General features: G+C 44.6%; 26 protein-coding genes and 1 pseudogene. 10 read left to right on the top strand and 17 right to left on the bottom strand.

The features are described 5' to 3' along the window. Positions 1–72: 72 nt before the first annotated feature. Entirely contained in the window at positions 73–906 is an 834-nt protein-coding gene (locus AB4209_RS15025; RefSeq protein ID WP_171732768.1) for a regulatory protein RecX, read from the bottom strand. A 220-nt stretch (positions 907–1,126) separates the two neighbouring features. Then, complete coding sequence (locus tag AB4209_RS15020; RefSeq protein ID WP_372056365.1) at positions 1,127–2,731, bottom strand: mechanosensitive ion channel family protein; 1,605 nt, start codon at positions 2,729–2,731, stop codon at positions 1,127–1,129. A gap of 251 nt (positions 2,732–2,982) precedes the next feature. On the opposite strand from AB4209_RS15020, the gene AB4209_RS15015 reads away from it, so the two are divergent. Then, positions 2,983–3,231, top strand: coding sequence for a hypothetical protein (locus tag AB4209_RS15015; RefSeq protein WP_017062732.1), 249 nt, complete (start codon positions 2,983–2,985; stop codon positions 3,229–3,231). A gap of 74 nt (positions 3,232–3,305) precedes the next feature. Here the strand turns inward: AB4209_RS15015 and AB4209_RS15010 are convergent, their stop codons facing one another. Together AB4209_RS15010 and AB4209_RS15005 are read right to left on the bottom strand one after the other, a co-directional pair. Next, positions 3,306–3,959: a cupin domain-containing protein gene (locus AB4209_RS15010; protein ID WP_017064919.1), complete on the bottom strand. Its 654-nt coding sequence runs from the start codon at positions 3,957–3,959 to the stop codon at positions 3,306–3,308. A 135-nt stretch (positions 3,960–4,094) separates the two neighbouring features. After that, positions 4,095–4,862: an SDR family NAD(P)-dependent oxidoreductase gene (locus AB4209_RS15005; RefSeq protein WP_065584096.1), complete on the bottom strand. Its 768-nt coding sequence runs from the start codon at positions 4,860–4,862 to the stop codon at positions 4,095–4,097. 105 nt (positions 4,863–4,967) lie between these two features. Between AB4209_RS15005 and AB4209_RS15000 the strand changes: the two genes are divergently transcribed. Further along, positions 4,968–5,306 carry a helix-turn-helix domain-containing protein gene (locus tag AB4209_RS15000; RefSeq protein ID WP_004741127.1) on the top strand — a complete coding sequence of 113 codons (339 nt, stop codon included), beginning with the start codon at positions 4,968–4,970 and terminating at the stop codon, positions 5,304–5,306. Between the two features lie 47 nt (positions 5,307–5,353). On the opposite strand, the gene AB4209_RS14995 is transcribed toward AB4209_RS15000, so the two are convergent. After that, a complete protein-coding gene (locus AB4209_RS14995) occupies positions 5,354–6,259 on the bottom strand; it encodes a LysR family transcriptional regulator (RefSeq protein ID WP_136974130.1) in 906 nt (301 codons plus the stop codon). A gap of 210 nt (positions 6,260–6,469) precedes the next feature. On the opposite strand from AB4209_RS14995, the gene AB4209_RS14990 reads away from it, so the two are divergent. Then, on the top strand, positions 6,470–7,189 hold the full coding sequence (locus AB4209_RS14990; protein WP_372056363.1) for an SDR family oxidoreductase: 720 nt from the start codon (positions 6,470–6,472) through the stop codon (positions 7,187–7,189). A gap of 110 nt (positions 7,190–7,299) precedes the next feature. Here the strand turns inward: AB4209_RS14990 and AB4209_RS14985 are convergent, their stop codons facing one another. Together AB4209_RS14985 and ompW are read right to left on the bottom strand one after the other, a co-directional pair. Continuing rightward, positions 7,300–9,111: a choice-of-anchor I family protein gene (locus tag AB4209_RS14985; protein WP_372056361.1), complete on the bottom strand. Its 1,812-nt coding sequence runs from the start codon at positions 9,109–9,111 to the stop codon at positions 7,300–7,302. Between the two features lie 201 nt (positions 9,112–9,312). Beyond that, on the bottom strand, positions 9,313–9,957 hold the full coding sequence (ompW, locus tag AB4209_RS14980; protein ID WP_372056359.1) for an outer membrane protein OmpW: 645 nt from the start codon (positions 9,955–9,957) through the stop codon (positions 9,313–9,315). Positions 9,958–10,359: 402 nt separating this feature from the next. Between ompW and glgC the strand changes: the two genes are divergently transcribed. Beyond that, a complete protein-coding gene (glgC, locus tag AB4209_RS14975) occupies positions 10,360–11,580 on the top strand; it encodes a glucose-1-phosphate adenylyltransferase (RefSeq protein ID WP_102393453.1) in 1,221 nt (406 codons plus the stop codon). Between the two features lie 121 nt (positions 11,581–11,701). On the opposite strand, the gene AB4209_RS14970 is transcribed toward glgC, so the two are convergent. After that, on the bottom strand, positions 11,702–13,132 hold the full coding sequence (locus AB4209_RS14970) for a YfcC family protein (RefSeq protein ID WP_372056357.1): 1,431 nt from the start codon (positions 13,130–13,132) through the stop codon (positions 11,702–11,704). A gap of 413 nt (positions 13,133–13,545) precedes the next feature. Further along, positions 13,546–13,773 (bottom strand): annotated as a pseudogene (locus tag AB4209_RS14965) (hypothetical protein); the annotation flags it as partial. A gap of 57 nt (positions 13,774–13,830) precedes the next feature. Between AB4209_RS14965 and AB4209_RS14960 the strand changes: the two are divergent. The 3 genes from AB4209_RS14960 to AB4209_RS14950 all read left to right on the top strand — a co-directional run bounded on the left by AB4209_RS14960 (position 13,831) and on the right by AB4209_RS14950 (position 15,178). Beyond that, the gene (locus AB4209_RS14960; protein WP_229648214.1) at positions 13,831–14,088 is read left to right on the top strand and encodes a hypothetical protein; all 258 of its coding nucleotides are present in this window, start codon (positions 13,831–13,833) and stop codon (positions 14,086–14,088) included. A 337-nt stretch (positions 14,089–14,425) separates the two neighbouring features. Next, on the top strand, positions 14,426–14,782 hold the full coding sequence (gene hpf, locus AB4209_RS14955; protein WP_017061680.1) for a ribosome hibernation-promoting factor, HPF/YfiA family: 357 nt from the start codon (positions 14,426–14,428) through the stop codon (positions 14,780–14,782). Between the two features lie 240 nt (positions 14,783–15,022). After that, a complete protein-coding gene (locus AB4209_RS14950; RefSeq protein ID WP_017061679.1) occupies positions 15,023–15,178 on the top strand; it encodes a DUF3012 domain-containing protein in 156 nt (51 codons plus the stop codon). A gap of 162 nt (positions 15,179–15,340) precedes the next feature. Here the strand turns inward: AB4209_RS14950 and dgcA are convergent, their stop codons facing one another. From dgcA to AB4209_RS14925, 5 genes are all read right to left on the bottom strand, one after another. Next, on the bottom strand, positions 15,341–16,327 hold the full coding sequence (gene dgcA, locus AB4209_RS14945; protein WP_372056355.1) for an N-acetyl-D-Glu racemase DgcA: 987 nt from the start codon (positions 16,325–16,327) through the stop codon (positions 15,341–15,343). A gap of 57 nt (positions 16,328–16,384) precedes the next feature. Next, the gene (gene dgcN, locus AB4209_RS14940; protein WP_017061677.1) at positions 16,385–17,392 is read right to left on the bottom strand and encodes an N-acetyltransferase DgcN; all 1,008 of its coding nucleotides are present in this window, start codon (positions 17,390–17,392) and stop codon (positions 16,385–16,387) included. 91 nt (positions 17,393–17,483) lie between these two features. Beyond that, entirely contained in the window at positions 17,484–18,389 is a 906-nt protein-coding gene (locus tag AB4209_RS14935) for a LysR family transcriptional regulator (protein ID WP_372056353.1), read from the bottom strand. 95 nt (positions 18,390–18,484) lie between these two features. Beyond that, entirely contained in the window at positions 18,485–19,321 is an 837-nt protein-coding gene (locus AB4209_RS14930; protein ID WP_017061675.1) for an SGNH/GDSL hydrolase family protein, read from the bottom strand. Positions 19,322–19,408: 87 nt separating this feature from the next. Then, on the bottom strand, positions 19,409–19,921 hold the full coding sequence (locus AB4209_RS14925; protein WP_017061674.1) for an RNA methyltransferase: 513 nt from the start codon (positions 19,919–19,921) through the stop codon (positions 19,409–19,411). Between the two features lie 275 nt (positions 19,922–20,196). Between AB4209_RS14925 and AB4209_RS14920 the strand changes: the two genes are divergently transcribed. After that, the gene (locus tag AB4209_RS14920) at positions 20,197–21,858 is read left to right on the top strand and encodes a methyl-accepting chemotaxis protein (RefSeq protein WP_102429235.1); all 1,662 of its coding nucleotides are present in this window, start codon (positions 20,197–20,199) and stop codon (positions 21,856–21,858) included. 114 nt (positions 21,859–21,972) lie between these two features. Here the strand turns inward: AB4209_RS14920 and AB4209_RS14915 are convergent, their stop codons facing one another. Beyond that, complete coding sequence (locus tag AB4209_RS14915; RefSeq protein WP_017064933.1) at positions 21,973–22,842, bottom strand: LysR family transcriptional regulator; 870 nt, start codon at positions 22,840–22,842, stop codon at positions 21,973–21,975. 209 nt (positions 22,843–23,051) lie between these two features. Here AB4209_RS14915 and AB4209_RS14910 point away from each other — a divergent pair, with 209 nt between their 5' ends. Then, positions 23,052–23,399, top strand: coding sequence for a DUF3316 domain-containing protein (locus AB4209_RS14910; RefSeq protein ID WP_017064934.1), 348 nt, complete (start codon positions 23,052–23,054; stop codon positions 23,397–23,399). Positions 23,400–23,552: 153 nt separating this feature from the next. Here the strand turns inward: AB4209_RS14910 and AB4209_RS14905 are convergent, their stop codons facing one another. Further along, entirely contained in the window at positions 23,553–25,190 is a 1,638-nt protein-coding gene (locus tag AB4209_RS14905) for a methyl-accepting chemotaxis protein (RefSeq protein ID WP_372056351.1), read from the bottom strand. Between the two features lie 259 nt (positions 25,191–25,449). On the opposite strand from AB4209_RS14905, the gene AB4209_RS14900 reads away from it, so the two are divergent. After that, positions 25,450–25,875 (top strand): DUF3010 family protein, encoded by a 426-nt coding sequence (locus AB4209_RS14900; RefSeq protein WP_017071370.1) that lies wholly within the window; start codon positions 25,450–25,452, stop codon positions 25,873–25,875. Between the two features lie 103 nt (positions 25,876–25,978). Here AB4209_RS14900 and AB4209_RS14895 read toward each other — a convergent pair whose 3' ends face one another. Then, positions 25,979–26,878 (bottom strand): DMT family transporter, encoded by a 900-nt coding sequence (locus AB4209_RS14895; RefSeq protein WP_372056349.1) that lies wholly within the window; start codon positions 26,876–26,878, stop codon positions 25,979–25,981. Positions 26,879–26,963 lie beyond the last annotated feature (85 nt).

Here is a 26,963-nt window from a genome sequence, read left to right as displayed (position 1 = left end):
AGGTGCCGCCTATCCGACAATAGTTACTTAGGACAAACCAACATACTACAATAGGAAATTTTTCCGGCTTAGTTATTCGTTATCTTCACTCAATGCAAATTTGATCTCGTCAGAAGAGAACCCCTTTCGACTTAGCATCGCGTAAGCCTTAGAGCGTTCTTTATGATCGTTTAGGTCATAAGACTTCTTCTGCAACTGTTCTAAACACGAAGAATAGAAATCTAGCTGCTCTTCATTAATCAATCGGTCGATGAGCGATGACAGTTCACTTGTGTCGATTTGTCGTTGTCTAAGTTCTTGCTGAATGGCAGTCAGTCCCTTGCCTTTACGAGCGTACTTGAGCACCTCTTTTTCCAAGTCGGCTTTCTCGGCCTTAATTTGAATGTTACTTTTCAGTTGATGCGCTTGTGGGTGCTGGTCAATCGCTACCTTAACTTGTTGATAGCTAAAGCCACGCTTTTGCAGTGTCGCAACCAGCTTTTCACGGCTCATGGTAAAGCTTGAATAGTAGTGGTTGATTCGGTCTATCAAGATGGTTTGTTCATCAATAGACTTTTCGAACGACACTTTATGGATTGCATCAGAAATCACTGAATCGGTCAGGCCTTTCTTCTTCAATTTTTCGACAATATATCGAGAACCGAATTCACCAGAAAAAGCTTGTTCCACGAATTGTTCTGCAAACACTTGGTCAGACTTGAGATACCCGAAGCCTTTCAGTGTCCCTAGAGTTTCATCGATCCATTCTTGATTGTCGGTTTTCACTTTGAGCTTCGCAACCAACTCGCTTTCCGTCATATCTCTCTGGGTTAGGTGCCACATTGCAGAGTTCATGACGCTTTCAATTCGTGTTGCTTTTCTTACCGTTGTATTTCTACTATTCGTTTTTTGCTGTGAATCATCCATTCGCTTTCAACTGTCCAAACTAAGCCTACCCCATCATAACGTAATTCTAAGGCGGTTGAGTGACATAAAAGAATGAAGCTCAATATAAACGGAAGCCAATAAAAATGGACGCTTATTCAGCGTCCATTTGATATCACATTAAGAATGATGGCTCTAAGCCATGCTTAGCTTTTTTCGTAATAGCTCTTTTCGAAATCGCTTCGCGCACTAGCTCATTCGCTTAACTCTCTTCGTGATTGTAAATATGTACATCTCGTTGAGGGAATGGAATCGTGATGCCTTCTTCATCGAAGCGTTTCTTCACGGTTTCCGTTACATCCCAGTACACATCCCAATAGTCATCAGTCTTAACCCAAGGTCGAACTACGAAATCAACAGAAGACGTATTCAAGGTATGAAGCTTGATCATATGCTCTGGTTTTTTCAACACTAGAGGGTGTGCAAGAATGATGTCGTTCAATACCGCTTTCGCTTTATCGATATCATCTGAATAACCAATACCGAAAACCATATCAACACGTCTTACACGTTCTGCCGTGATGTTGTTGATCACGTCACCCCAAATCTTGTTGTTTGGGATCACCAAGCGTTGGTTATCAATGGTTTGAACAGTCGTCGATACTAAGCTCATGTCTTTTACCGTGCCTTGCACGCCTGCCACTTTAACCATGTCACCGACGTCATAAGGACGGTAGATCAAGATCATCAAACCCGATGCAAAGTTAGATAGTGTGTCTTGCAATGCGAAACCAATGATGACACCGGCTACACCGAAACCAGTAAGAAGAGGTGCTAGCTCTATCCCTATTTGAGACAGTGCGATAAGCAAACCAATAAACACGACCGCTTTAGATGCGATGGATACAAAGAAGTCCTGCATCAATACACTGAAGTCCATTTTAGAGTGCGAAACACTCTTACGAACGGTTTTGCGAGCCACGTTAGCAATAAGGCGAGTTACATACAAAATACCGAGAAACAGAGCAAGTTTAACGATAAAAGAAGGGGTATTTTCAAAAGCCCATGAACTGAACGAACGAAGCCAACCATCCAACAGCTCCAGTGCAACACCAACATCCAACACATCGGCGTTAATGTCACCTGTCGTCGCTAGCAAAACACGTTTGTACGAAGTCACATCCACGCCAAACGGTTCCATTAGCGTGATGGTTTCTTCTAAGCTCGCGACCATAACGCTAGTGCGCTCGCTGAAACGTTCAAGCTCCTTTTTAATCGTCGCTTTCTCTTCTTCATTCACAAAAGACAAACGCGCTTCTAGATCTTGTCGCTGTGTGTCTGTGTAAAGAATGGCATTTGTCAGGTATTTAGAACGAGCAATTAACGCCGTTTTAAGTTCACCTTCAGGAACAGCAACATCAACACCACGCTCTTTCGACCAATTTAAGGTCTTAGCAAGCTGCTGATAATAGACATCCATCATTCCGATTCGTTTTTGAATACGCAATTCAAGGCGCTTTTTAGCGTCACCCTCAGCGGAACGGTTTTCTTTACTCATTGAAACGATTTTAATTTCATTCAATGACAGCAATTTTTGCAGTAGTTCAACCTGCTGAGCAAGAGTGACATCCAACCCTTCTTTTTTATCTGACGATAGCTGTGAAAAAATCTCTTCGCGTAGGCCCTGATTCTTACGCCTTAATATATCTTCAAGAAAGGGTTTCTCAGCATCATGCGCCGTTTCTAATGTTGCTAGATCGAGCATTAACTGATCTTGTACTTCTGCGATTTTCTCAACGCTCTGCGCATAACTTCCAAATGCGACAAACGCCAACATTAACAATAGACAACGCCAAACCTTCATCATATTAATTCCTATCACTGTCTAAATTGACCCTATAAATAGTAGTAAAAAGAATATGGATAACAAGCATTTAAACGTATGTTATGTTAAAAATTCGCAAATTATCAGCCTGCTTCTAATATTTGAGAGTTCCAATCCCCTCTTATGACCTGTAGAGTACGCATCCAACAAAGAACAACAGCCAATATCTTCATTCGAGCACAGCACTAAAGCGCCCTAAATACGATGTTGGCTCACAGCAAGAGAGCATAAAAATGAACAACGAACTTGATATTATTGAGTCTCTAGAAGAACTAGAGCAATTCCTAATTTCAGTGGAAGCTGGCGGTTTAGGCCTTGAAGGCGTTGAAGGTGTAGGCATGGCAACCAATAATTCAGATGGTCGTCACTTCGTTGCTGTATTCAATAGCAGCCATAAAGTTCTGCTTGCTCGCTGGATCACCAAAGAGGTGTTTGATAACGGTAAAGACTTGGTACGTAACGGCCCTCGCCGCACTCACTAAGCCTTTCCAATAGCACTAAAAAAAGCCGCTTGTTCAAAACAATGCGGCTTTCTCATCTTTTACTGAGCATTCCTTTAATCCAATGGCAGATGCCCTGTTTTCACTAGGATAACCGTCTCTTCTTCCACATAAGGAAAATGCTCACTCATGTGTGGGCTGCGCATCCATGTGTGTTTTGGATACTCACCATGTTCGTCTTTAAAGGTGCCAGAAAGTACAAATATCTCTTCACCGCCAAAGTGGCGATGCGGCTGAAAACGTTCGCCAACCGGCCACTTCACTAACGCGACATGCTCGTGTTCGAACTCATGCAGTGGCATCACTTGTAAGCCGCCAATACCCTGAAGCCATTCTGTTTCCAAAGTATTAATACGAACTTGAGTTAAGTCTCTCGCGTCAAATTGGTTGAGCTTAACCAAGATCGTACAGCCATTTTTGCTGGATGGGGAATGCGCGCTGCCCGGCGGATTACGGATATAAGTGCCCGCTGGGAAATCTCCGGTTTCATCAGAGAACACACCCTCTAATACGAAGATCTCTTCACCTTGCGGATGTGGGTGCTCAGAAAACGAAGAGTCAGGATCGTACTTCACCACGCTGGTCGTGTGGCCCGATTCTTTCTCTTCTCTTTCAAGTGGCTTACGCCAAACCCCTTTAGCAGGGCTTGCGACCCAATCTAATGTCTCGGTTTCTATAACCAGTCTCTTTGAAAAGTCCATATTGAACATAATGGCGACCTTACTCTTGTTATCGTTTTAATTATTATTGTTGTCTTTCTCGTTTCTATTCTACGCGAATACTGATCAAGGAGGCTATCTCGCTGCTATTTTGCCTGCGCGATAGCCACCTAAAAAGAATCCTAATTAATTGCGGCCAGCAATCACTCCGCCATCAACATCCCAGATTGCACCCGTTACCCAATCTGCACTGTCTGACAGTAGGAAAGAGATGCTATTAGCGATGTCTTTCGGCAAACCTACTCGACCAATAGGATGGAACGCGTTGAAGCCTTCTAGCGCTTGATCCACTTCTTCAGGTTTGATGAAAGATTCGTAAATCGGCGTTTTAACAACAGCAGGAGAAACCGCATTCACGCGAATGTTGTAGTCCGCAAGCTCCATCGCCATGTGCTGTGTTAAAGCGTGCAAGCCAGCTTTTGCCATTGAATACGCAGAGGATGGTGTCGCTCTAATAGCTTGTTTGGCCCACATAGAGCCTACATTTACCACGTTTCCGCCACCGTTTTTGATCATCAACTTGCTGACAGCTTGAGTGATGAAGAAGGTTGCTTTATTGAGCTGCATGTATTGCTCGTAATCAGATTCTTGGTGTTCAATAAACGCTTTAGGGTTGAAGTAACCAGCCGCATTCACAAGGTAACCAATACCTTCTTCGAGCGACTCTAAATGCGTAATAAGACGAGACACACTTGCATCATCATAAAGGTTAGCTTGCCAGCCTGAAGCATGACCGAGCGATTGCAGCTCTGACACCGCTTTATCTAACTTAGTTGGGTTATTGCCGACCACCAACACATGGATGTTTTGAGCGACTAACTGCTTCGCTGTTTCAAAGCCCATGCCGCTTGTGCCACCAATTACGACTGCAATACCATTTTTAGTGAAGTTCATTTTGTTATCTCCTAAGTCATGTGAACGTGGTAATCTTAGGCTTTGAACTAACACTATGAATAGTAAGTACAAATCGGTTAGGTAGGTACTTATTGGTACATCTTTATGAAAAATCAGGAAAACTTTTTTTCAAGAAAATCGGCACCAGAGCGTTCCGCTCGTATGGTCGAAACCATCTACGGCTGTAAATGGTCGCTAACGGTTTACCAATTACTGGCAAATGGCATTAATCGCCCCGGTGAAATGGTGCGCTCGGTCGAAGGGTTATCGACCAAAGTATTGAATGAATGCTTGAAGCGAAATGTTGAGTTTGGGATTTTGGATAAGCAGATGTTCAACGAACTCCCACCAAGAGTTGAATATCAAGTGACGCCCTTTGGTGAGAAGTTCTTACTGATTCTGGATCAACTGGAAAGTCTACAAAACGAAATCGACGAGATGTAAGCCCAAGCAAATCCACTCTATTCCAAATAATGGACAGCACGCACTATTTAGCTGACTGGCATTTGCTCAAAACGGCCTTTCACAAAATCAATGAAGGTTCGAATTCGGCTCGGTTGATAGCGGTCTCGATGATAGATCGCTGAAAAGTCCACTTTCGGCACTATCCACTCATTAAACACCTGCTCCAATTGCCCATCATTGATCTCTTGCAAGCAATAGATGGTTGGTACACGAATAATTCCGTTGCCCGATTTCGCGCCCTGTACTAACACTCGCCCATTCTTACATTGCAGCCTACCCGTCACATGAACATCGACTGTTTTCTTGGTGTCATCCAAAGCTTGAAAGCTCCACTTACGCACAGACCCCGTTAAGCAGTCATGGTGAATGAGATCTTTAGGATGGTTTGGCTTTCCTTTGCGAGCAAAATATTCAGGGCTTGCGAGCGTTCCCATCTCGATGTCCAAAAGCTTTCTCGCGATAAAGCCCGCATCTTCAAGGCTTCCCATACGAAATGCGATATCGAACGCGTCTTCAATCAAGTCGACTCGGTTACTACTGAAATCAAGGCTGATGCTGATGTCTGGGTAGAGTTGCATGAACTCATTGACCAGATCCGCGATGATCACCTCGCCCAGATAACCGCCAACACAGTTTACTTTTATGTCGCCACGTACTTCTTCGACGTCATCCACAGCAGCAATCAAGGCTTGGTCTATATTATCTAAGGCTTGTTCACATCTCGCGTACAGATCTTGCCCTGCGTGAGTCAACCTTAAGGTTCGAGTGGTGCGGATAAACAGTGTCACACCCATCTGCTTTTCTAGGCTGCTCACTTGGCGTGATACGTGGGAACGAGACACATCCAACTCCTCCGCCGCTTTGGTGAAATTACCTAAACGAGCGATCAGCACGAAAGAACGAATATCAGACAGGTTAATTTGATTAAGCATAGTCGCCAGCTTACTAATGGAGTTATGAGATAGACACTTTTATTGTTGCACCACAGCAACAGTGTTTCAAGTAAAGCGCTATATATCAACAATTCTATTTTCCTTAATATACCTCCATCGCAACGAAGCAAGGCAACAAGCACTTGATTCGAATGCACTTAAACAACCCGTCGTAGCCAACCGACGCAATAAAAGTCCAGAGGAAATAAAATGAAAAAACTAATCGTAATTACAGGTGCAAGCTCTGGTATTGGTGAAGCAATCGCTCGCCGTCTAAGCGATGAAGGTCACCCTCTGCTACTTTTAGCTCGTCGTGTTGATCGCCTTGAAGCGCTGAATCTACCAAACTCACTGTCAATAAAAGTAGACGTAACAGACAAAGCGTCTTTTGATGCAGCAATCGCACAAGGTGAAGAGAAGTTTGGCCCTGTAGATGCACTTATCAACAATGCTGGTGCAATGCTTCTTGGTCAAATTGATACTCAAGACGCACAAGAGTGGAAGACAATGTTCGATGTAAACGTGATTGGTCTTCTAAACGGCATGCAGTCTGTACTTGCTCCTATGATGGAACGCAACACAGGTACTATCATCAACATCAGTTCAATTGCGGGTAAGAAAACATTCCCAAGCCACGCTGCTTACTGTGGTACTAAGTTCGCGGTACACGCTATCTCTGAGAACGTTCGTGAAGAAGTAGCAGCTTCAAATGTTCGTGTTACTACTATCGCACCGGGTGCTGTTGAGACTGAGCTTCTGTCTCACACTACATCTCAAGAGATCAAAGACGGTTACGATTCTTGGAAAGAAGACATGGGCGGCGTATTGGCAGCTGACGATATTGCTCGCGCAGTATCATTCGCTTACCAACAACCGCAAAACGTATGTATCCGTGAGATCGCTCTAGCACCAACTAAGCAACAACCATAGAAGCTAATCTATCACGCATATATTCGTGAAAATTAAATAGAAAGCGCCACTACTTACTCAGTAGTGGCGCCTTTGTTTTGATTCAATCTAATTGCTAGTAAGAAGCGTGATTAAAACTCAACGCGATAAACTGATGTGCTACCACTCACTTCGTTTCCAACCGCAATAAAGTGGTTACCAAAGCGAGTGAAATACTTGATTGACTCTGGGCCTAGGTCACCTGCTTTTGAGTTGTACGTATCGTTGTCGCAATCACCGTCTTCATCAACCTTAGTGCACACTGGTTGTGTGAAGTCTCGGTTGTTCAAGTAGCTGATGAAACTTGCATTTTTAGGCTGTGTTACGTCGTAAACCATAATGCCACCTTGGCGCTCAAGTCCAATAAAGGCATACTGCTTGCCGTTAATCTCAGCGACTTCGATCGCTTCAGGCTCTACCCCTTTATCATCGCTACGATCGTCACCACTTTGGTTGTTATCGTTGGTGCTGTTGAAGTTTGCAGGATCTTGCTCCAGCACAATTCGAGCGAAATCATCGCCACTATCAAACACGAGCTCGCCTGACTCATCCCAGATAGAGAAAGAGCGGCTACCGAATACTTGAACCTTTTGGTCGGTGGCAAGTGTCCCTTGTGGCTTAATCACCTTAAGGCGAGCCAATTGATTATTGTCTTTCAATGCACCAGCCAATGGGTGGTTAGCATCAACGTCTAACTTCTTGCCACGCACTTCATCGACATAAGCGATACAAAAGTCTTTTTCTGTTGTGTAGTTTTCGGTGCCTTTATAGTCATCACCATCCCACTCAAAACCTTTCTCGTCACACATTTCTTGCGTGGTTTTGATGCCATACTCACGACCATCACCTTCATTCGCAGTCACAATGTAGGTATTACCATCAACGCTGTAGCTGGTGATGCTGTCTGGCATGTAAAGGCCTTCTAACATCGCGTAGCTTTGCAGATTACCGATATTTTTGTCTTTGTTTGACGCATCTAGCTTAGCGTTATCCCAAGGCTTTCCGCCTAGTCCAAGAATCGCATCCACATGTGCACTCGCCACATCAATCGCTGCCAACGCGTTGTTCTCTTGGAGGGCAACGTAGAGTTTTCCGTTATCCGCAAATGTTAGGTATTCCGGTTCAAGATCTTGAGCAACCGTTGCATTCGGCGCAGAGATTCGAACCTTGTCGGTTAGCTCTGCATGGCGAGGCTGACCTTGATTGAATGCCTTGAAATCAATCTGAGTGACTGTCGCTTGCAAAGGACCATTGGTTAAATCCACCAGCGTTACTGAACCTTCAGGATCAATGCTGTAATCCGCATTCGGCTCACCTTCATTTGCAGAGGCAATGTAGCGACCATCTTTCGAGAAGCTCACCATGTCCGGTAATGCACCAGCCGTATAAGTAGTAATCAGCTCTAACGTGTCTGAACGATAAAGGGCAATGATGCCGTTTTGTTGCTTGTCAGCATTTTCAATCGCGACAGCAACTAATCCTTGATGAGTCGACACACTGTTCGCTGCACCAATATCAATACCAGAAGCTGCAGCCGCTGATTGAAGATCAATCGAACCCGAAGATGTTGGTTCGCTAGCTGAGTTCATTGATAAAACATCAACTTTCTGAGCTTGAGCGTTCACAACATAAAGCTTGTCGGTACATGAATCGTAGCTGACGATTTCGGCTGCAGAAGTATCAAACGGGGCGTCGGCGATTGAACGGCCAACTAGGCTGATTCCGGTTACCTCAGCATTGGAAGCGCTTGGCTGCTCGATGGATTGGCATTGAAGGCTAAAAGCATCAAGTGATGTTTGAGATGGCGTAGCAGTCGTTGGTGATGTTGGTTGAGAACAGCCTACTAGAGCAGAACTTACCGCGATAGGCAGTAATAATGTCAGCTTATTAAATTTACGATTCATATATCCTCCATAATTTGAATCGCGATCATAGAGGGCTGTTATGACACTTATCTTTCCCTTCTATTAACAATAAATGACAGCAATAAGTTTCTCTTACTCATAGCAACAGAAAGTTAAGGTGAGCACTCTATTAACAAGTAAGCAAAAAAAGGGCCCAAGCTGGCTGATGCTTGAGCGCCTTTAGTAAACCGAATAGGGAGATTAGAAGTTGTAACCACCACCAATCATGAATACCCATGGGTCGATATCAACGTCTGTTTTGAACGTATCTGTAGCCGTTTTGTATGTCGCTGTAGTACCGATATCTGCGTACCAAACCGATGCGTTCAAAAACCAATCTTCATTAATCATGTAGTCCATACCAATGTTAGCAGCCAAGCCCCAGGAATCAGCCAAAGACACATCCGTTAGGCCAGCGTCGTTCTTACCCGTACTAGTCAGAGACTCATCAAAGAATACCGTATAGTTGATACCTGCCCCTACATAAGGTCGGAAATCACTATTCGCTTCACCGAAGTAGTACTGAACCATAAACGTTGGTGGGAGGTGTTTAGTTTCAGCGACTTCACCAACACCGTTTACAGAGATACTGTGAGAAAATGGCGTTGCTGCTAGAACTTCCAAACTGATGTTATCAGTAAACATATAGCCAAACGTTAAGCCTAATTGTGTATTTGAGTCTACTGAGAATTCTAAAGATGAGTTACCTAGAACGTCACCGCTGCTATCGTTAGGAGATACAATCGCTGCACCTGCACGGATGATGAAATCACCTTCTTTATGAGCAAGAACATTGGTTGACATAAGAGCCGCAATAACCGCAATACCACATACTGGCTTTTTCATTATAATTTCCTTTTGGGGGGCTTAATCTTTATTGGTGAATGAGTAATCATTTCTTATTTTGCGTGCAAGGTATCATAGAATAACCCTACTTTATTGATGGAAATCAATTTGTGAAAAGTTGTGATTATTTATGTAAATTTATATCGACCCGATCACTTTATTCCTTCATTTTATTGACAGTTTTGTAATGCAGCTTTTCCGTGCGTCATTTTGTTAATCCAATCAATTCACTCTATTCGGATCTTTTTTGGATCAAAATAGAGCAAGCCAATATCTCACGTGCATCATTTTGGTGCAGAACAACAAGAATCAATCTCGCCTCGTATAATATTCAATGAGTTACATTTGGCTTAGTGCTTGCAAGTCTATGTTCATAATCATAAATACATTGAGGTTCTGATCATGCAAGACACTCTAACAATCGTTCTGGCCGGCGGTGTTGGCTCTCGGCTTTCCCCTCTCACCGATAACCGTGCAAAACCTGCGGTACCCTTTGGTGGCAAATATCGAATCATCGATTTCACACTCGCGAACTGCTTACACTCTGGGCTACGCCAAATTTTGGTGCTGACTCAGTACAAATCTCACTCTTTGCAAAAACATTTAAGAGATGGTTGGTCGGTGCTTAACCCTGAGCTCGGCGAATACATCACCAATGTTCCTCCACAAATGCGAACCGGTGATAGCTGGTACAGCGGTACTGCCGATGCGATTTATCAAAACTTGTATCTACTTTCACGCAGTGAAGCCAAGCATGTGGTGGTGTTATCCGGTGACCATATCTATCGCATGGATTACGCACCAATGCTCAAGCAGCACAAAAAGAACGAGGCCGACCTAACTGTGGCGTGCATGGAGGTTTCGATTGACGAAGCCAAAGAGTTTGGTGTGATGGAGATAGATGAATCTCTAGAGATCAATAACTTTACCGAAAAGCCACGTTACCCTGCATGTGTACCTGGAAGGCCAACTCGAAGCATGGCTTCAATGGGTATTTACGTCTTTGATAAAGAAGTACTGACACAGGCATTATTGGCAGACGCAGAAGATCCAGACTCAAGCCACGATTTTGGTAAAGATATCATTCCTAAATTGGTGGGCAACAACAGTGTTTACGCATACAAGTTTGGGGATGAAGAAGGCCGAGTGACCCAAGATGCGTACTGGAGAGATGTTGGTACTATCGACTCTTATTACCAATCCAACATGGACCTGTTAAAGCCAGCTTCGCCTATCGATTTATATCAACCTGATTGGGCGATTCGTACTTACGAACCGCAGCTGCCACCCGCACGAACCATTGCTTCAGTTGAAGGTAATCAAGGAATATTCATCAACTCGATGATAGCGAATGGCGTTGTAATTGAAGGCGGCTCGGCGCAAAACTCAATCTTCTTCCCGAAAGTGAAAGTCAGCAATGCCGCGATTGTGATTGATAGTATTCTGTTTGAAGATGTTGAGATTGGAAAAAATTGCCACATACAAAACTGCATCATCGACAAGAACGTTAAGGTGCCTGACGGAACCCAGATCGGTCTTGATGGCCTTGCCGATGCGAAACGCTTCCACATATCAAAACAAGGCGTGATTGTGGTGCCCTCTTCTTACCAATTTGAAGAGTAACCTTTAACGTTGGAATAGCTTTTCTTTAAACGAAAAAAGGCAGCGAATTCGCTGCCTTCTTATTTACTCACACAGCTTCAGTTAAGCCTTAACTGTCCATGTATTCGATTAAACAGAAACCTTAGAAAGGCCCTAACTCAATCATTTGAGCAATCACAACTGAAATCAAAGCGCCTACCGACCAGAACAAGAACAGTGGTAAGAAGAAACGAACCCACTTGGTGTAAGGCACTTTTGCAATAGCCAATACCGCTAACAAGCCACCATTGGTTGGGTAAATATAGTTAGAAATACCATCACCCAATTGAGAAGCCAGTGCAGCCACTTGGCGAGTCACTTCACCAATATCTGCCAATGGAATAATGATTGGCATGGTAATCACCGCTTGGCCACTGCCCGACGGAATGAACAGGTTGATCGCAGCCTGCGAGAAGTAGATCCCTGCTGCTGCCACAAGTTTAGAGCTACCAGAAATGATTTGTGCAAGATAGAAGATAATAGAATCAACAATCTTCGCGTCTTCCATAATGGTTAGCACTGAACGAGCAAAAAAGATGATCAGTACCGCGATCAATACGTCGCTAACACCTTTGGTCCAGTACTCACAGATCTTGTTCGGAGATAAACCCGCCACCAAACCCGGAATAATAGCCATCGCCACGAATGCACCCGCAATCTCGGTGAAGCCGAACCCCATCGTCAACGTGCCGAAGATCATGTATGCGAATACGCCCAAGAACGCGATGCCCGCAAGCTTTTCACGTGTGGTCAGTGTTTTCGCTTCAACATTTGATTCATAGTGGTAACCCGTGCCGTGTAACAAGCCTTTGGTCGGATCTTGCTTAACTTTGCGCGCGTAGTTAAGCACATACCATGCACCCGTTAACAACATGAACATACCAACAATAAAGCGGTACCACATGCCTGAATACATAGGCAGTTCAGCGATAGTGTGTGCAATACCCGTAAAGAATGGGTTAGCCAAAGCGGCCGCGAAACCGGCACAACTTGCCAGTAAAACAACGCCAAGTGCCGTAATCGCGTCATAGCCAAGCTTGATACAGATCGGGATCATCAAAGAGATGAAAATGACATCAAGTTCACGCATACCGGTGAAGGTAACGTTGAAGAAGATCGCCGTCATGATCACAGGCGCAATCACGTATAAGCCTTGCTTCTTTAGCTTAGTAGTTAGTGCAACAACGGATGCGTCTAACAGACCCATGTGTTTAATAATGCCAAAAGCACCACCCACAAATACCACAACGCCCATCACGCCAGAAGCGGATTTGAAGCCTTTAAAAAATGATTCGAAAAAAGAGGCTAATGTTGTTGGGTTGCTGGTCAATTGTGTGTAGCTGTCTGGGTCGATAACCGTGCGGCCATTCATGACCACTCGCTCGAATTCACCAGAAGGGATGAAGTAAGTTGCAATTGCAGCAACGATCACCATGATAACCAAAGAGAGAAACGGGTGGTTTACTTCTTTCTCTGTGGGCGCTGCGTTAGCAGCTTGAGATGTAGGTACGGATGTAGATACCGTAGTCGTCATATAGACTCCTTATTTGTCAGCAACTAAGGTTCACTTAGCCGCCGGAGGGATTTTTGGAAAAACGAAACCCTTCACGCAGAACATAGTTCACGCTAACTAGGCTGTTTCTAAAAGGCCTTTGATAGATGGTGCTCTCAAATGTACATAGTGAAGTAGTGAGAACTACTCTCTTTGCGTCCGAGCAAAATGCAGATGTTCGGCCAAGTCAGGCCAAACTGAATGAGGTCATTACAAGCAGATAAACAGAAAAAGACTGTTTGGGTAATGCGTTTTTTATCAATTACAAAGACAAGCGGCGCATACTAGCATAACGAGTCATTAATTGTCAGAAAAGTGTGAGTTTCGTCATGCTTTGGTGAGCAAAAGAAAAGCGCCCACTAATAAGTAAGGCGCTTTTCTGCAATCGAATCGAGTTACTTAGGTGCTAATTCGTAGTTTTCTTGCATCTCATGAGGGGCAATCCCGTACTTATAATCCGCTAAGTAGCCATCCTTATAGACCTTCATTCCCTTCTCATCCCAGCTCACTTTGATCATCGCCGTGTTGCCATCTTCACTGCCTAACAGCTCCAGCATTTCTGCATCAATCTTAATGGCTTTGATGGTTTTAATACGCTTAAACGGCTTAAATTCAGTGGCCGAGAATACGATGGCCGAGCGATAACGCTTAAGCTTGAGTCCAATCGCAAAGATTCTCGATTGTTGCTCAAACTGCAACATATTGATCTAGGCTCAATTGATGAGTCTCGCATTTCAGAACTTGTGCGATTCAAAGTCGAAACGCCGGTTCGTTATGAAGGTGACATTAATTATTGGCGTCAGGGCGTCGAATTTCCTGTCGATCAACTGGCATCCAATAAAGAAGTCGATATTCGAGCACGCATTACCATACCCGAGTCTCAACTCACAGCAGGAGAGTTTCACTTCAATATGGAGTGGGCAGTTGAGTGTCTATAAATTAGTAACTTAAGCTGAGTTTTTAATCAAAGAAGAAAAAGTGAGTGAGCTGGAAAGAAAATCAATGGAGTGACAAGTTCGGAATTATAAAACCGATAAAGAGAGATTCACTGGGAATTCGCTGTAGGTTAGCGCAAATTATCAAGGATGGAGTTTTTTTGAACATGTCTTTAAAACACGAAACATAATATGCGATCAGTTCATCGGACTTTCAAGGGAGTAACAAGAGAATATTTGATAACACTGAAGTCAATCACACATGTGCTAATTCTCAGTTGGTTAATCTATGCGATGTTTGCTACGTTTAAATGACACAGTCATTGGAAAGGTATGATTTATGAAAATAAATGTTCAAACACATCATGTATCAATTAACGACGAGTCACGCAAAGACATCGAAGGTAAATTCGAGAAGATATCTAACCATTTCCCATCACTGATCAGTTGCGACATCATCATTACTAAAGAACACGGTCAACATCAGGTTGAAGTATTCACCAACTACGAAGGTGTACGAGTAACAGCAAAATCGACAGACGATGTTATGTACCCAGCTATCGCTGCAGCACTCAAGAAACTTGAAGCTGGCCTAAGTAACCGTAAGGGACAATTGAAAGCCGACCTACACGAGAAACCAACAAGCACGAAGCCAGAGATTGCTTCGGACATCATCCAAGAGATGAAATTGGTATAAATCGATAAGTAGTTAAAGCGAAATAACGAATAGACACTTATTAAGAATTTCAAAGCCAGCACATGTTGCTGGCTTTTTCGATCTTAAAGCCAAGCAAACCTTCCCTTCTTTACCGTCTCTCGAATTCAGCTCAACCCCACATCATTATTAACGCCCTTAAGTTCTTAGCAGCTATAACAATCACTTGTGGTATTTGATACAGTTATAAGCAGAAATTTAGACGACAACGGAATGTTTATTATGAAGAAAATCGCGTTGATACTTTTCCTTGCCACGCAACTAATGGCTTGTACAGAAGTGGGCAGTGAAGCTTGGTGTGCCGATATGAAAGAAAAGCCTAAAGGCGACTGGACGGCTAATGAAGCGGGCGATTTTGCCAAGCACTGCATTTTCTAGGCGGGTTGTATTTAGCAGTTCAGTACACCCCACTCAATGAAGCAAGTGAGTAGTTGCAGTATGGTTTACTTATCTCTGTAAAACGGTACAAACAAAAAATCGCATAAGTTAACGCTTATGCGATTTTTGTATGGAGAGATTCCTAGCTAATTTGTTAGGAACTTAAAGAACAATCATCCCATCTCGATAAGTCAGTGATGGTGCTACATCTTGACCAAGTAAGACTGGGCCATCGAGGTCGACGATTTCAGATTGAACGGCGATAGGCAGAGCTGCACGCATCGCCAGCGATGTACCGAGCATACAACCCGACATCAGCGTAAATCCTAGCCTTTGAGCTTCTTCAGCAAGTACCAATGCTTCGGTCAAACCACCTGTTTTATCGAGCTTGATGTTGACCATTTCATATTTGCCTAACAAAGATGAAAGTTGCGAAGTGGTATGACAGCTTTCATCAGCACACAGTGGTATCGGGTGCTTGATGTGCGCCAATGAGGCATCGTGCTGTTGGGGTAACGGCTGCTCGATCATCGCAATATCAAATTCTACCAGTTGATTGAACAACTCTTCGAGATTCAATCCTGTCCACGCTTCATTCGCATCCAATACAATTTGAACATCTGCCGCAGCTTCTCGTACCGCGCGAACACGCTCTACCACCTGCTCGCCGTCAAGCTTCACTTTCAGAAGTTTCGCACCATTCGCGACATAGTCTCGAGCCTGAGTCGCCATGGCTTCTGGCGTGCCAATCGAGACTGTCATTGCAGTCACGATTTGAGCAGGCAACTCAAACAAGCTATTCGGAAACGTCTGGTCGTTCTGCTGAGCTTGATAATCCCAAAGCGCACAATCGACCGCATTGCGCGCTGCCCCTCCGGTCAATAAAGACTGAAGATGATCTCTTAGCTCTGCCGGATCAGTAACGCCTCGTTCAAACATAGCTTCAAGTGCGCTAGACGCTTGTTGGATTTGCGCTAACACAGACTCCGATGACTCGCCGTATCGTGGGTAAGGCGTGCATTCGCCCTGAGCTCGTTTGCCACCATATTCAATGTAAACACGAACAACGTGACACTCAGTTCGACTGCCACGAGAGATGCGAAAAGGCGTTTGCATCGCGATAATAATGGGTTCAGCTGTAATCTTCATAATTTCACTCGGTTGATGTTCACTTTAACAAATGGAAACGTAGAAATGATGAAGTCGTTAAAGTGAATGTCGCAAATGATCAGTAATGTGTTGTACACCAAAGCGCACTGGGTCCGTCACTGGCACTTGATAGAGTGTGGTCCATTCTTGGCACAATGTCTCAGCCTCTTCAATGCTAATCGCCGACGTGTTCAAGCAGATACCCACCAGCTTCGCGTCTGGATTAGTCAGTCGCGCCGCTTGCAAGTTGGCTTCAATCGTCTGTTCTATGCTTGGTAATTTAGCATGAGGAAGGTTACGAATATGTGGTCGCCCAACTTCATGACACAGCACTAAGGCATCAGCTTGTGCGCCATGTAAAAGACCCAAACTCACGCCTGCAAACGAAGGGTTGAACAAAGAGCCTTGCCCTTCAATGATGTCCCAATCGTGGTCGGTAAAATCAGGGCTAATCGCTTCAACTGCGCCAGAAATAAAATCCGCAACCACCGCATCAATCGAAATACCGCTGCCTTCAATCAAAATACCTGTCTGCCCTGTCGCTTTAAACTGAGCGGATGTTCCCGCTTGTTTAAGCGACTTTTCAATCGCTAATGCCGAGAACATTTTGCCTACTGAGCAATCAGTTCCGACAGTAAGCAGGCGCTTACCTTGACGAAGCTTGCCGTTACCAACATTAAGAACACCGTCAAAATGGCGTACATCATGAAGCTTAGTCAATCCTTGTTGCTGCATGTCAGCAAGCGGTGAAAATTCACTCAATCGTTGGTGCATGCCAGATGCAATCTCATATCCCATTTCTGCAGCGGCCATAATGGTTGACTGCCAAGAATCAGGAATAACACCACCCGGATTTGCGGTACCAATCACTAGCGTCTTCGCGCCCTGCGCTTGCGCCTCTTGCAGGGTCATATCCGTTAAGCCCAGTGAAACGGTATCACCCGTTAAACGCAGTTGACCTAGGCAGATTTCTGGTCGCCATTGATGAATACCGCGAGCTGTTTTTGCAGCGAGTGGGTCAGTAACATCCCCAAGAAAAAGAAGGTAAGGTTGAGCGATCGACATGAGTATTCCTAATTAATAAGCCCTTGTATGGGTTTACTTTAATTAAGAACTTCGAAGCTGCCGAATGCCTATTTATGGCGAGCCTATAACCTTAAGTTATAGGGTGAGTATGGATTTTCAATGAAGCGATAAATTGTTTAACGGAAATCGACTGAGGGGTGTGCTCTGCGCAAAGCATCGATATCGAAAATTGGATGTCTGGTTGAAGCGGCAACACACAGACCGCATCGTCATTTTGATATTGCTCTGCCGTCCACGGATCAACAATCGCAAACCCCGCTTGGTGCTTGACCAGTTCCGCAGCGGCGCTATACCCACGTACAGATATCGGGTGGTGATAATGCTGCTCACGTGCAATAAGGCGTTGATGTAACAGGAGGCCTAATGGATCGCGGCTATCGAGCCCGATGATTGGCAGCGGATAATTGATCAGATCATCTAACGTTAATTCCGCGGGGAAATGATCAACCGTATTGGAAGGAACCAAAACCTTTAGTGATTCGGTTAATAGCGTTTCACTTAATATCGCAGGCGGTGCTTCATCGCCAAACGCGATAGCAATATCAAGCTCATGCTTTAATAGCCCAGCGCACAGTTCATCACGGTTTGCTGTCAGCAACTCAAAAGAGAGATCTTGCTTACTGCCATTTTGCTCGCGAGACATTTGGGCGATTACCGGAGTCAGTAATTTAGTCGCTAAAATCGGCGGCGCACCAATGCGTAAATGCTGATGGCCTTGCTTCACTTTGTTGGTCAGAGATCGAAATTGCCCCAATTGCTGATACACCTTTTCCGCTTCTGGCAGTAAGGTTTTTGCCTCAACCGTTGGCACCAACCGCCCTTTAACTCGTTCGAATAAGCCAAACCCAAGTTGTTGCTCCGTGTGCGCCAAAATACGGGTCACGTTTGGTTGCGACACATGCAAGCTGCGCGCGGCTCCAGATACGGTTCCGGTCTGCATAATGGCGTAAAAGACTTCCAATTGTCTTAGGTTCACATTGATGTCCTTATGGTTCGCGAAACAAATCTAGGGTTTGGCTTTTCTTGTATTAGCTAAGCTGTTTATCGGTCTAGCTAGCGTTTTGCGTGAGTCTATTTTAGTAGCTCAGCTATCGTAGGTTGAAGTATCTCAGCCCAAGTTTGATAAGCCTTCGCATTCAAATGCAGATCATCACACGAGTACTTGTTCGACAACAGCTTATTAGGCGACAATACTGAATTCACATCTAAGAACGCAATGCCTTGCTGTGTACAGTACTCGCTTAGCTTGCTATTGAGCAGTTCAACCGACGGATTTAAACCTTGCAGTTTAGAGCCAACATAAAGCGTTGATTGCACCAATATGCGAATCTCATTTTCTTGCCACACCTTAAGCATATCAATGTAGTTCTGGTAGATATGGTCGACATCATAACCCTGAGCTAAATCGTTTATCCCTGCCATAAAACACACCAGCTTTGGCTTCACATTCAACGTGGTATCAATACGGCGCAACATGCCAGTTGTGGTGTCACCCGCTAAGCCACGGTTGACCATCGAAACATCGCGAAAGATATCCGCCCACGGGGCCCATTCGGTGATCGAATCACCAAACATGACTAGGTCTGCACTTGGGGAAAAATGGCGATGGTTATCTGATGTCATGATGTAACGACTCATACTGTGGCCTCGTTGCTGAATCTCAGACTGAAGAGCGACTGCCTTGAGGATCTCGCTATCTGGCGTGGCGCTATCAAATTGAGCTAGCAATCCTTCGATATGAGGCTTAAAAGGGCTAAGACGAGTACTCAGTTGATGATGTTCTTTAAGGGAAGATAACCTCTCTAGTAATGCATACAAAGAGCGGTTTTGACCAACTTCTTGGAATAACTGATAGAGATCGAGGACAGAGTGTTGCTGTAGCGCGGCAAGTAATTGCTTGTCTTCCATGGTGTTATCTAACCCTTCAATTATCTGATGATGAACTCAAGATAATATCCGATTGCGTACGGGATAGATAACACTAGAAGCAGAGAATTACTTTTCTTTGATTAGCAGATGGTTACGGTTATCACGGCTTTTCTTAATCAGTTCGTTGCTCTCATCCATTTCATCAGATTTAGCAAGACGATCGTAAAGCAGCACATTCACTGTCGCTGCCAAGTTCATGCAGCCAACTGTTGGTACGTACACAACATGATCGGCTCTGTCGGCGACATCTTGAGAAATAGAGCCGTCTTCAGGGCCAAAGATATAAATGGCATTTTCTGGGTGTTTAAAACGCGGTAGTGGTGTTGCACCTTCTGCGAGTTCTACGCAAACGATCTTAGTTTCTGGATCAAGATTGTCTAAAAACGACTCAACACCAGTCAACGGGATAGTACGCGCAGCACTCTTAGTATCGGTGTGGAATTTTGCGGCTTTTTCGTAGCGTTGCCCTGTGTATTTAACTTCGTCGACTTGGTAACAACCAGCCGCACGCATAACAGCACCAACGTTTGTCGGGCTCTTTGGGTTAGTTAAACCAATAGTCACATGGCTTTTGTTCATGAATCTTTCTCACTTAACGAATAGACATAGCAGGGTGCTACAAAGCGTCGCATTCTAACAAAGCAGCGTCGAATTCAAAAGCATCGATACAAACTCACTTTTTCGCGCTTAAGCCTCTAGTTGCAAGGCTTCTCACCCCAAAAACCTAACCGTCATCATATTTATAAAACAAAAACACTCTAGGATAACAATTAAACAACAAGCCCATTTACATTTTGAAACCACATTAATAATGTGTTGAAAATTGCATGAGACAATCACACAGGAAGCGTGACATGACCCTAACCATCAAAAACCGCCTTTATATTCTCTCTTTCATTCCTTTGCTACTAATGGCAATTGGCATGATGAGCGTGACGTATATGAAGAGCACCGAGCTAACCGCACAGCAAGTAGAATCGACGCGTAGCAATATGATGGCGATGAAAGAAAAGGAACTCAAAGCGTACCTGCAAATGGCCTACTCTTCGATCAGCCCATTTTTGGATAGAGGTGCAACATTAGAAGAAGCCTTACCAACATTAAGAACACTCGAATATGGCGAATCTGGCTACATCTTTGGCTACGACTCTAAAGGCGTTCGAGTGGTTGTTGGACAAAACAACGATGGTATTGGTAACAACTACTACGACCTGCAAGACAAAAAAGGCAACTACCTGATTCGTGACTTGATCAAGAACTCAAAGCTTGGTGAATTCACCACCTACTACTTTCCAAAACTTGGTCAATCCGAAGCCCTACCGAAACTGAGCTACTCGATATTCGTTCCCCAGTGGGACTTGATGCTAGGTACAGGCTTCTATACTGACGACATCGATGCGGTCATCGCAGAGATGAAAGAGAGCTCAAATGCTGCGTTACAAAGCTCATTGACGGCCATCGCTATATTCTGTGGTTTGATTGCCCTAGTAGTTGCTGTGTTTGCCGTTGCCGTCAACCGTACCATCATGCAACCACTCGAGCAGTTTGATCGTTCAATCAGCGCATTCGCGAGTGGCGAAGCTGACTTAACCGCTCGAATGGAAACCTTCAAAGCGCCCGAGTTCACAAAACTCAGCGAGAACTTCAATGCCTTTGTGGCAAGCCTGCAAACCATCATTCGCAGCGTAAGTGATGTCGGTCAGCAAGTCGTAGCCGAGACATCTAACATGTCTTCTCGTGCTGCGCAGGTCGACGAGATTGCTACAGGGCAACGTGAAGAGACAGAACAAGTTGCAACAGCGATGACTGAGATGACCACAACGGCGCAAGAGATCTCGAGCAACGCTAGCCAAGCGGCGGATTCCGCTAAACTTGCAGAGGGCAATGCCAAAGAAGCGCAACAGATAGTAAACGCCGCTGCAGATTCGGTGGCAGGCCTAGCGAGCGAAGTATCAGAAGCCAACACTGTCGTGTCTCGTTTAGAAGGTGATGTGCAGAATATCTCCTCTTCGTTGGCGGTCATCCAAGACATTGCCGAGCAAACTAACCTACTCGCGTTGAATGCCGCGATTGAAGCTGCACGTGCAGGCGAACAAGGTCGTGGGTTTGCTGTGGTTGCCGATGAGGTTCGTAAACTGGCAAGCCGTACTCAAGAAAGCACTGGCGACATTCACAAGATGATTGAGCAACTTAAAGCTGCCTCAGATGCTGCTGTGAAAGCGATGGATTCAAGTCAAAACCGAAGTGCGCAAACCGTGGAAGAAGCGAATGCCGCAGCCAAAGCACTGGCGAAGATCCAAGCGTCGATTGATACCATCATGGACATGAACTCGCTTATTGCGACAGCCACTGAACAGCAAAATATTGTAGGACAAGAAATATCTCAACGCATCGTGGTGATTTCTGACCAAAGCTCACAATCGGCAGAACTCGCGAATCAAAACCGTACAGGTAGCCAAAACCTCAACAGTCGTGCAAATGAGCTGTATCACTTGGTGGATCGCTTCACCGTCTAATACATTTTAGGTCTAGTAAGCCGTAATCAAACGCGACTTAACCCTAAAACACGTCGGGCTTCAGAATCTCTATTCTGAAGCCCGTTTTTATCGGTGGAGGTTTTAAGCCATACACTAATCCAATTGCTCAGAAAGGAAGTCCACCAGCAGGCGAACCTTTGAAGATAAGTTGCGGTTCTGAGGATAAAGCGCCCAGATCCCTTCTTTGTCATCTCGATAATCGGACAGCACCTCAACCAACTCACCAGAATCAAGGTCTTCACTCACATAGTATTCAGGCAACTGCACCAAGCCAATGCTCTGCTTAGCTGCGTCTAACAAGGCTAAACCACTGTTGCACTTAATGCGTCCGTTAACACGAACTGAGCGAGGGCGTCTATTTTCTTTGAAACGCCAATGTTCAAATCCACCGACTAAACATTGGTGATTATTTAATTCTGATAATGTATGCGGCTCGCCATAACGTTCAATATATTCAGGGCTTGCACATACATAAAGTTGGCGTTGAGACAGCCTCTTTGCCACAAGGCTTGAGTCTTCCAAGCGGCCAAGACGAATCGCAACATCAACACCCGAATCGATAAGATCGAGCTTTTGATTGGTCAGCATCAGCTCAAGCTCTACTTGCGGGTGAAGCTTTAAGAATTGATGCAGTATTGGGGCGAGTTGGCGCTCACCATAAGTCACAGGCGCGGTGACTTTCAGTAAGCCTTTGGGTGTGGATTGCATCTGCGTGACCGCAAGCTCAGCAATTTCTAAACCTTCGACCAACAACTTACATTGTTGGTAATAGAGTTGCCCAGCCTCTGTAAGAGACACCTTTCGAGTCGTTCGATTGAGCAGTTTCACTGCGAGTCGTTCTTCGAGGTTTGCTACTCTACGACTGATTTGAGCCACCGACGTAGCGAGCTTCTGCGCCGCACCAGTAAAGCTTTCACGCTCTGCCACTGCAACAAACTCACTTACCCCTTCCCAATTGGCCATGCCTTTACCTTATGCTGAACTTTGGTTACCCATACAGTGTATTGAAGTTAGATATCAGTGTCACCTTGCTTGATATGCGCTGTGCATTAATCTTCGGCACCTATAGTCATTCCCTTACAGAACCATATTTTTGTCCTAACATTAACCTCATCCCCTATTGCTAGGGTGAGAATCTCTAAAACACTGGTACAACAAAGTAAGGTATCCCTTTGAAGAAGTTAATCATACTTGCATCAACTCTTGTACTCAGCACCACTGCGTTTGCAGCAACTAAAACAACAATTCAAGAAACAACGCTAAAATCTGACACATATGCTAGTGAAGTCGAAGCATACGATGCAGGCACCAACCTTATGGATGAGTTACGCGCAAAAACACCTTTTGAGCTTTCAAGAGAACTGCCACAGTTCCAACAGACAACCAAATACGATTCGTTCAAGATTGATGATGCAAATATGGAAGTGAAAAAGATCACTAACATGAACGGCGACATCCACTACCAAGCGAACGTAAAAGTGGACTACCGTTACACATACAAAGACGGTCTTAGCAGCTAACACTGAGTGATTGATCAGGTCTAAAAACTGATCACCTAGTCAAAAAGAAAGTCCGCACTCATAGAGTACGGGCTTTTTTTCGTTCAGCGCTGATTAATGGAATTCAAACGAGCAACCATTATCGGCTCATATGCGTCTGTCTAATTTTGAAAATTACACTTCAAACTGAGACACAAGGCTATCTAGCGCTTCACACTGTTCAGCCAATGCCATACATGCATTTTCTGCGCTGCTTGCCATCTCAACCATTTTCATGGTGCTTTCAGCGATGCGTTGAACATTCTTATTCACTTCTTCAGACACTTGAGACTGTTGCGAAGCCGCCGTAGCAATTTGTGTGTTCATGTCATTCATCTTGCCAATTGAGTTTCGAATCTCACTCAATGAAGACGCTGCAGTTCCTGCTTGAACAATGGTTTTCTCGCCACTCACTTTGCTTTCAGTCATCACGCCAACCGCATGTTTAGCCCCCACTTCTAAGCGTTCAATCATTGATTGGATTTCGCCTGTACTGTCTTGAGTTTTGCTCGCAAGCGCACGAACTTCATCAGCCACAACTGCAAAGCCACGACCTTGTTCACCCGCTCGTGCCGCTTCAATTGCCGCATTCAATGCAAGCAGGTTGGTTTGTTCTGCAATACCTTTGATCACGCCAAGGATTGAGGCGATGTTCTTCACATCTGTGTCCAGTTCTTGAACCACACCACCCGCGTTCTCGATATCTTGTGCAAGGCGTTCAATCGAAGTAACAGTTAAGCCAAGCGTAGTATCAGCCGATTCCACTTCATGGTTTGCAACGTTACTTGCGGTTGCCGCATCTAATGCGTTACCACTCACCACTTCACTGGTTGCTTGCATTTCATGAACTGCAGCCGCGACCACTTCACTTTCTCGCTGTTGATTCGACGAGAATTCAGCAACACTTTGCGTGAGTGATTTGATGTTTTCCATCTCGCCACGTACTGCGTTCGATGTGAGAATAACTTGCTCCACGGTGACATGGATCTTGCCAACAAACTGGTTGAACGCAGAACTCAAACGAGCGATCTCGTCATTACCTTCGACCTTCATACGTTGAGACAAGTTACCGTCACCCGATGCGATCTCATTCATCGCTTTCTCTACGTTCTGGATTGGCTGAACGATAAAGCGATTCGATAACCACATCGCGAAAAGTGCAGCGAAAACAGCAACCGCCATACCCACTTCAATGATCAACTTACTCGATTCAATAGAGTCATCGGCTTGCTGGCGAAGCTCTTTCTGCTTCAGTTCGATCAGAGTTCGGATATCGCGCAGTTGAGTACGAATGATCGCAAACTCTGCGTCAAGCGCTGGCGAGTAATCAATATTGTATTGGTCTGCGTTTGCTGGATCAGCGAACATTGGCTCGTGCAGTGCCACCCACTTGCTCATCGCGTTAACAAGCTTTGCTAACTCGCCACGTGAAGATGGATCCAACACGCCCGCTTGATACAAGGTTTCGACACTTTGAAAACGAGGAACCGCTTTGTAAGCGTTGTCTTTAAATTCAAACTTTTGGTACTCGATCGCCGCTTGGTCTTTAGCAAGCAACAGACCTTGTGCCGAAGCGATAATTTGGTAGATATCTCGGTAGCCATCTTCTAGGTTATCTAGCACTGGCTGAACCACATTATTGAGCTCGTTATTAATCGCAGCTTGAGCATTTGATCTGATAACGTTGAGCACAGTAACGGTAGAAAAAACAATCACAATCACCAACAGCGGGATCGCGATTTTACTCTTAATCGAAAGATTATTGATATTCATTGGGATTAATAACCACACTTCAAATAGGGATGCGCGCGCAATATACAGCACACATATGAAATCCCGCTAAGCTTTTGTGAGCTTCATCTCATAGCAAACGATACCGTAAATTCGTGTGGTGTTTTTTCAATCAAAGGTTAACTTTCGGCGACTAAAATACTCTCTGATTTAGACTTATTTGCTGCTGATACGCGCAAATACTGGAGAAGTGTTAGAAATAACACCATAATGTAGGGCTCTAAAATAAGTAGGTAAGAACATGAAAATTTGTGGTGTTGAAATCAAAGGTAACGATGCAGTCATCTGTCTTCTTTCTCTGTCAGACGGCGTATTTAACATTCCTGATTGCCGAGTTTCTAAGGTTGCGATTAGCGACGCAAACGACACACAGAATATGAAAGACTTTCAATTCTCTTTTGCAAAGTTAATGGAAGATTACCAAGTAGAAAAAGTTGTAATTCGCCAACGTCAGACTAAAGGCAAATTTGCTGGCGGTGGCTTCGGCTTCAAACTAGAAGCAGCAATTCAGTTGATCGACGGCCTAGACGTAACCGTTGTATCACCTGCTGACATCAAGGAGAGCCTTAAGCGCAACCCTCTTATGATGAAGTTCAAAGAAACTGGCCTTAAGCAATACCAAGAAGCACCGTTTACAACGGCTTACGCTTGCTTGATGAAACGCTAATCAAAAGTCGCTAGCCAATATTTTATATAGAAAGAGCCTGAATATTCAGGCTCTTTTTTGTTTCTAGTCATCGATTTTTAGTAGGATGAGTTTGGTATATAAACTACCGCTCTAACACTGTTCGCCTACGAGCCTTAATTAACTCAGGCTTTTTCACCACCAAATAAACCGCCGCAGCAGACAAAGCAAAGCCCATCGCGCCATACATGTCGAACGACTCTCCAAAAATAAGCCAAGCTTGAATTGCCGTCGTTGGTGGTACTAAATAAAACACCGATGCTACACTCGAAGAAGCCCCATGCTCCACCATGTACAACAACAACAGAATAGCAATGCAAGATAAGACAATCACTAACCAAGCTAACGTTAGTGTAAATTCAATAGTCCAATTCACATGCATGGTTTCGTAACGCAAGGCGAAAGGTAAAAATAGCGAAGCCGCAGCAAGATATTGCACCATCGCACCACCGACCATGTCTGTCCCGTTGCAGAAACGCTTTTGGTACAATGTACCGACCGTGATACCCACCAGCGAAACCAAACACAACAACGTCGCCATGCCCTTTTGGTCATCAGATTGCCATTCAATATTGCCCATCAACACCAAACTAATACCCGCAAAACCGAGGGCTAATCCTAGCCATTGTGCGAAATTAAAACGCTGCGAACTACAGCTGATCATAATCAATGCGGTAAGAATCGGTTGTAAGCCAACAAGTAGAGAACTCAACCCGGCAGGCATACCCATATCAATCGCCAGATAGGTGCCACCAAGGTAGAAACCATGAATCAAGATGCCGACCACACAAGCATGGAAGAATGCGCGACCAAGAGGGATACGACGCTTAAGGATTGCAATCAAAACCAAGAACAGCACCACGTTGGCTACCATCCTCAGTGAAAGTAATGTTGCGGGTTCCGCGTATTCCACACCAAGACGTGCACCGACAAAGCCTGACGACCACAATATTACAAACACAAACGGAATCATTTTAATCAGCATTACAAACCTCTGGTCAACTCTTCATCAATGCTGTTACCTTAGTTGGGTACAGATAACTAATAAAGATACAGATATAACACTTTAA

Source organism: Vibrio sp. 10N.286.48.C11, assembly GCF_041469805.1.
Classification (GTDB): Bacteria; Pseudomonadota; Gammaproteobacteria; order Enterobacterales; family Vibrionaceae; genus Vibrio; species Vibrio crassostreae_C.
Note: the sequence above shows the minus strand (reverse complement) of the source record. Positions and strands in the feature narration are given on the sequence as shown.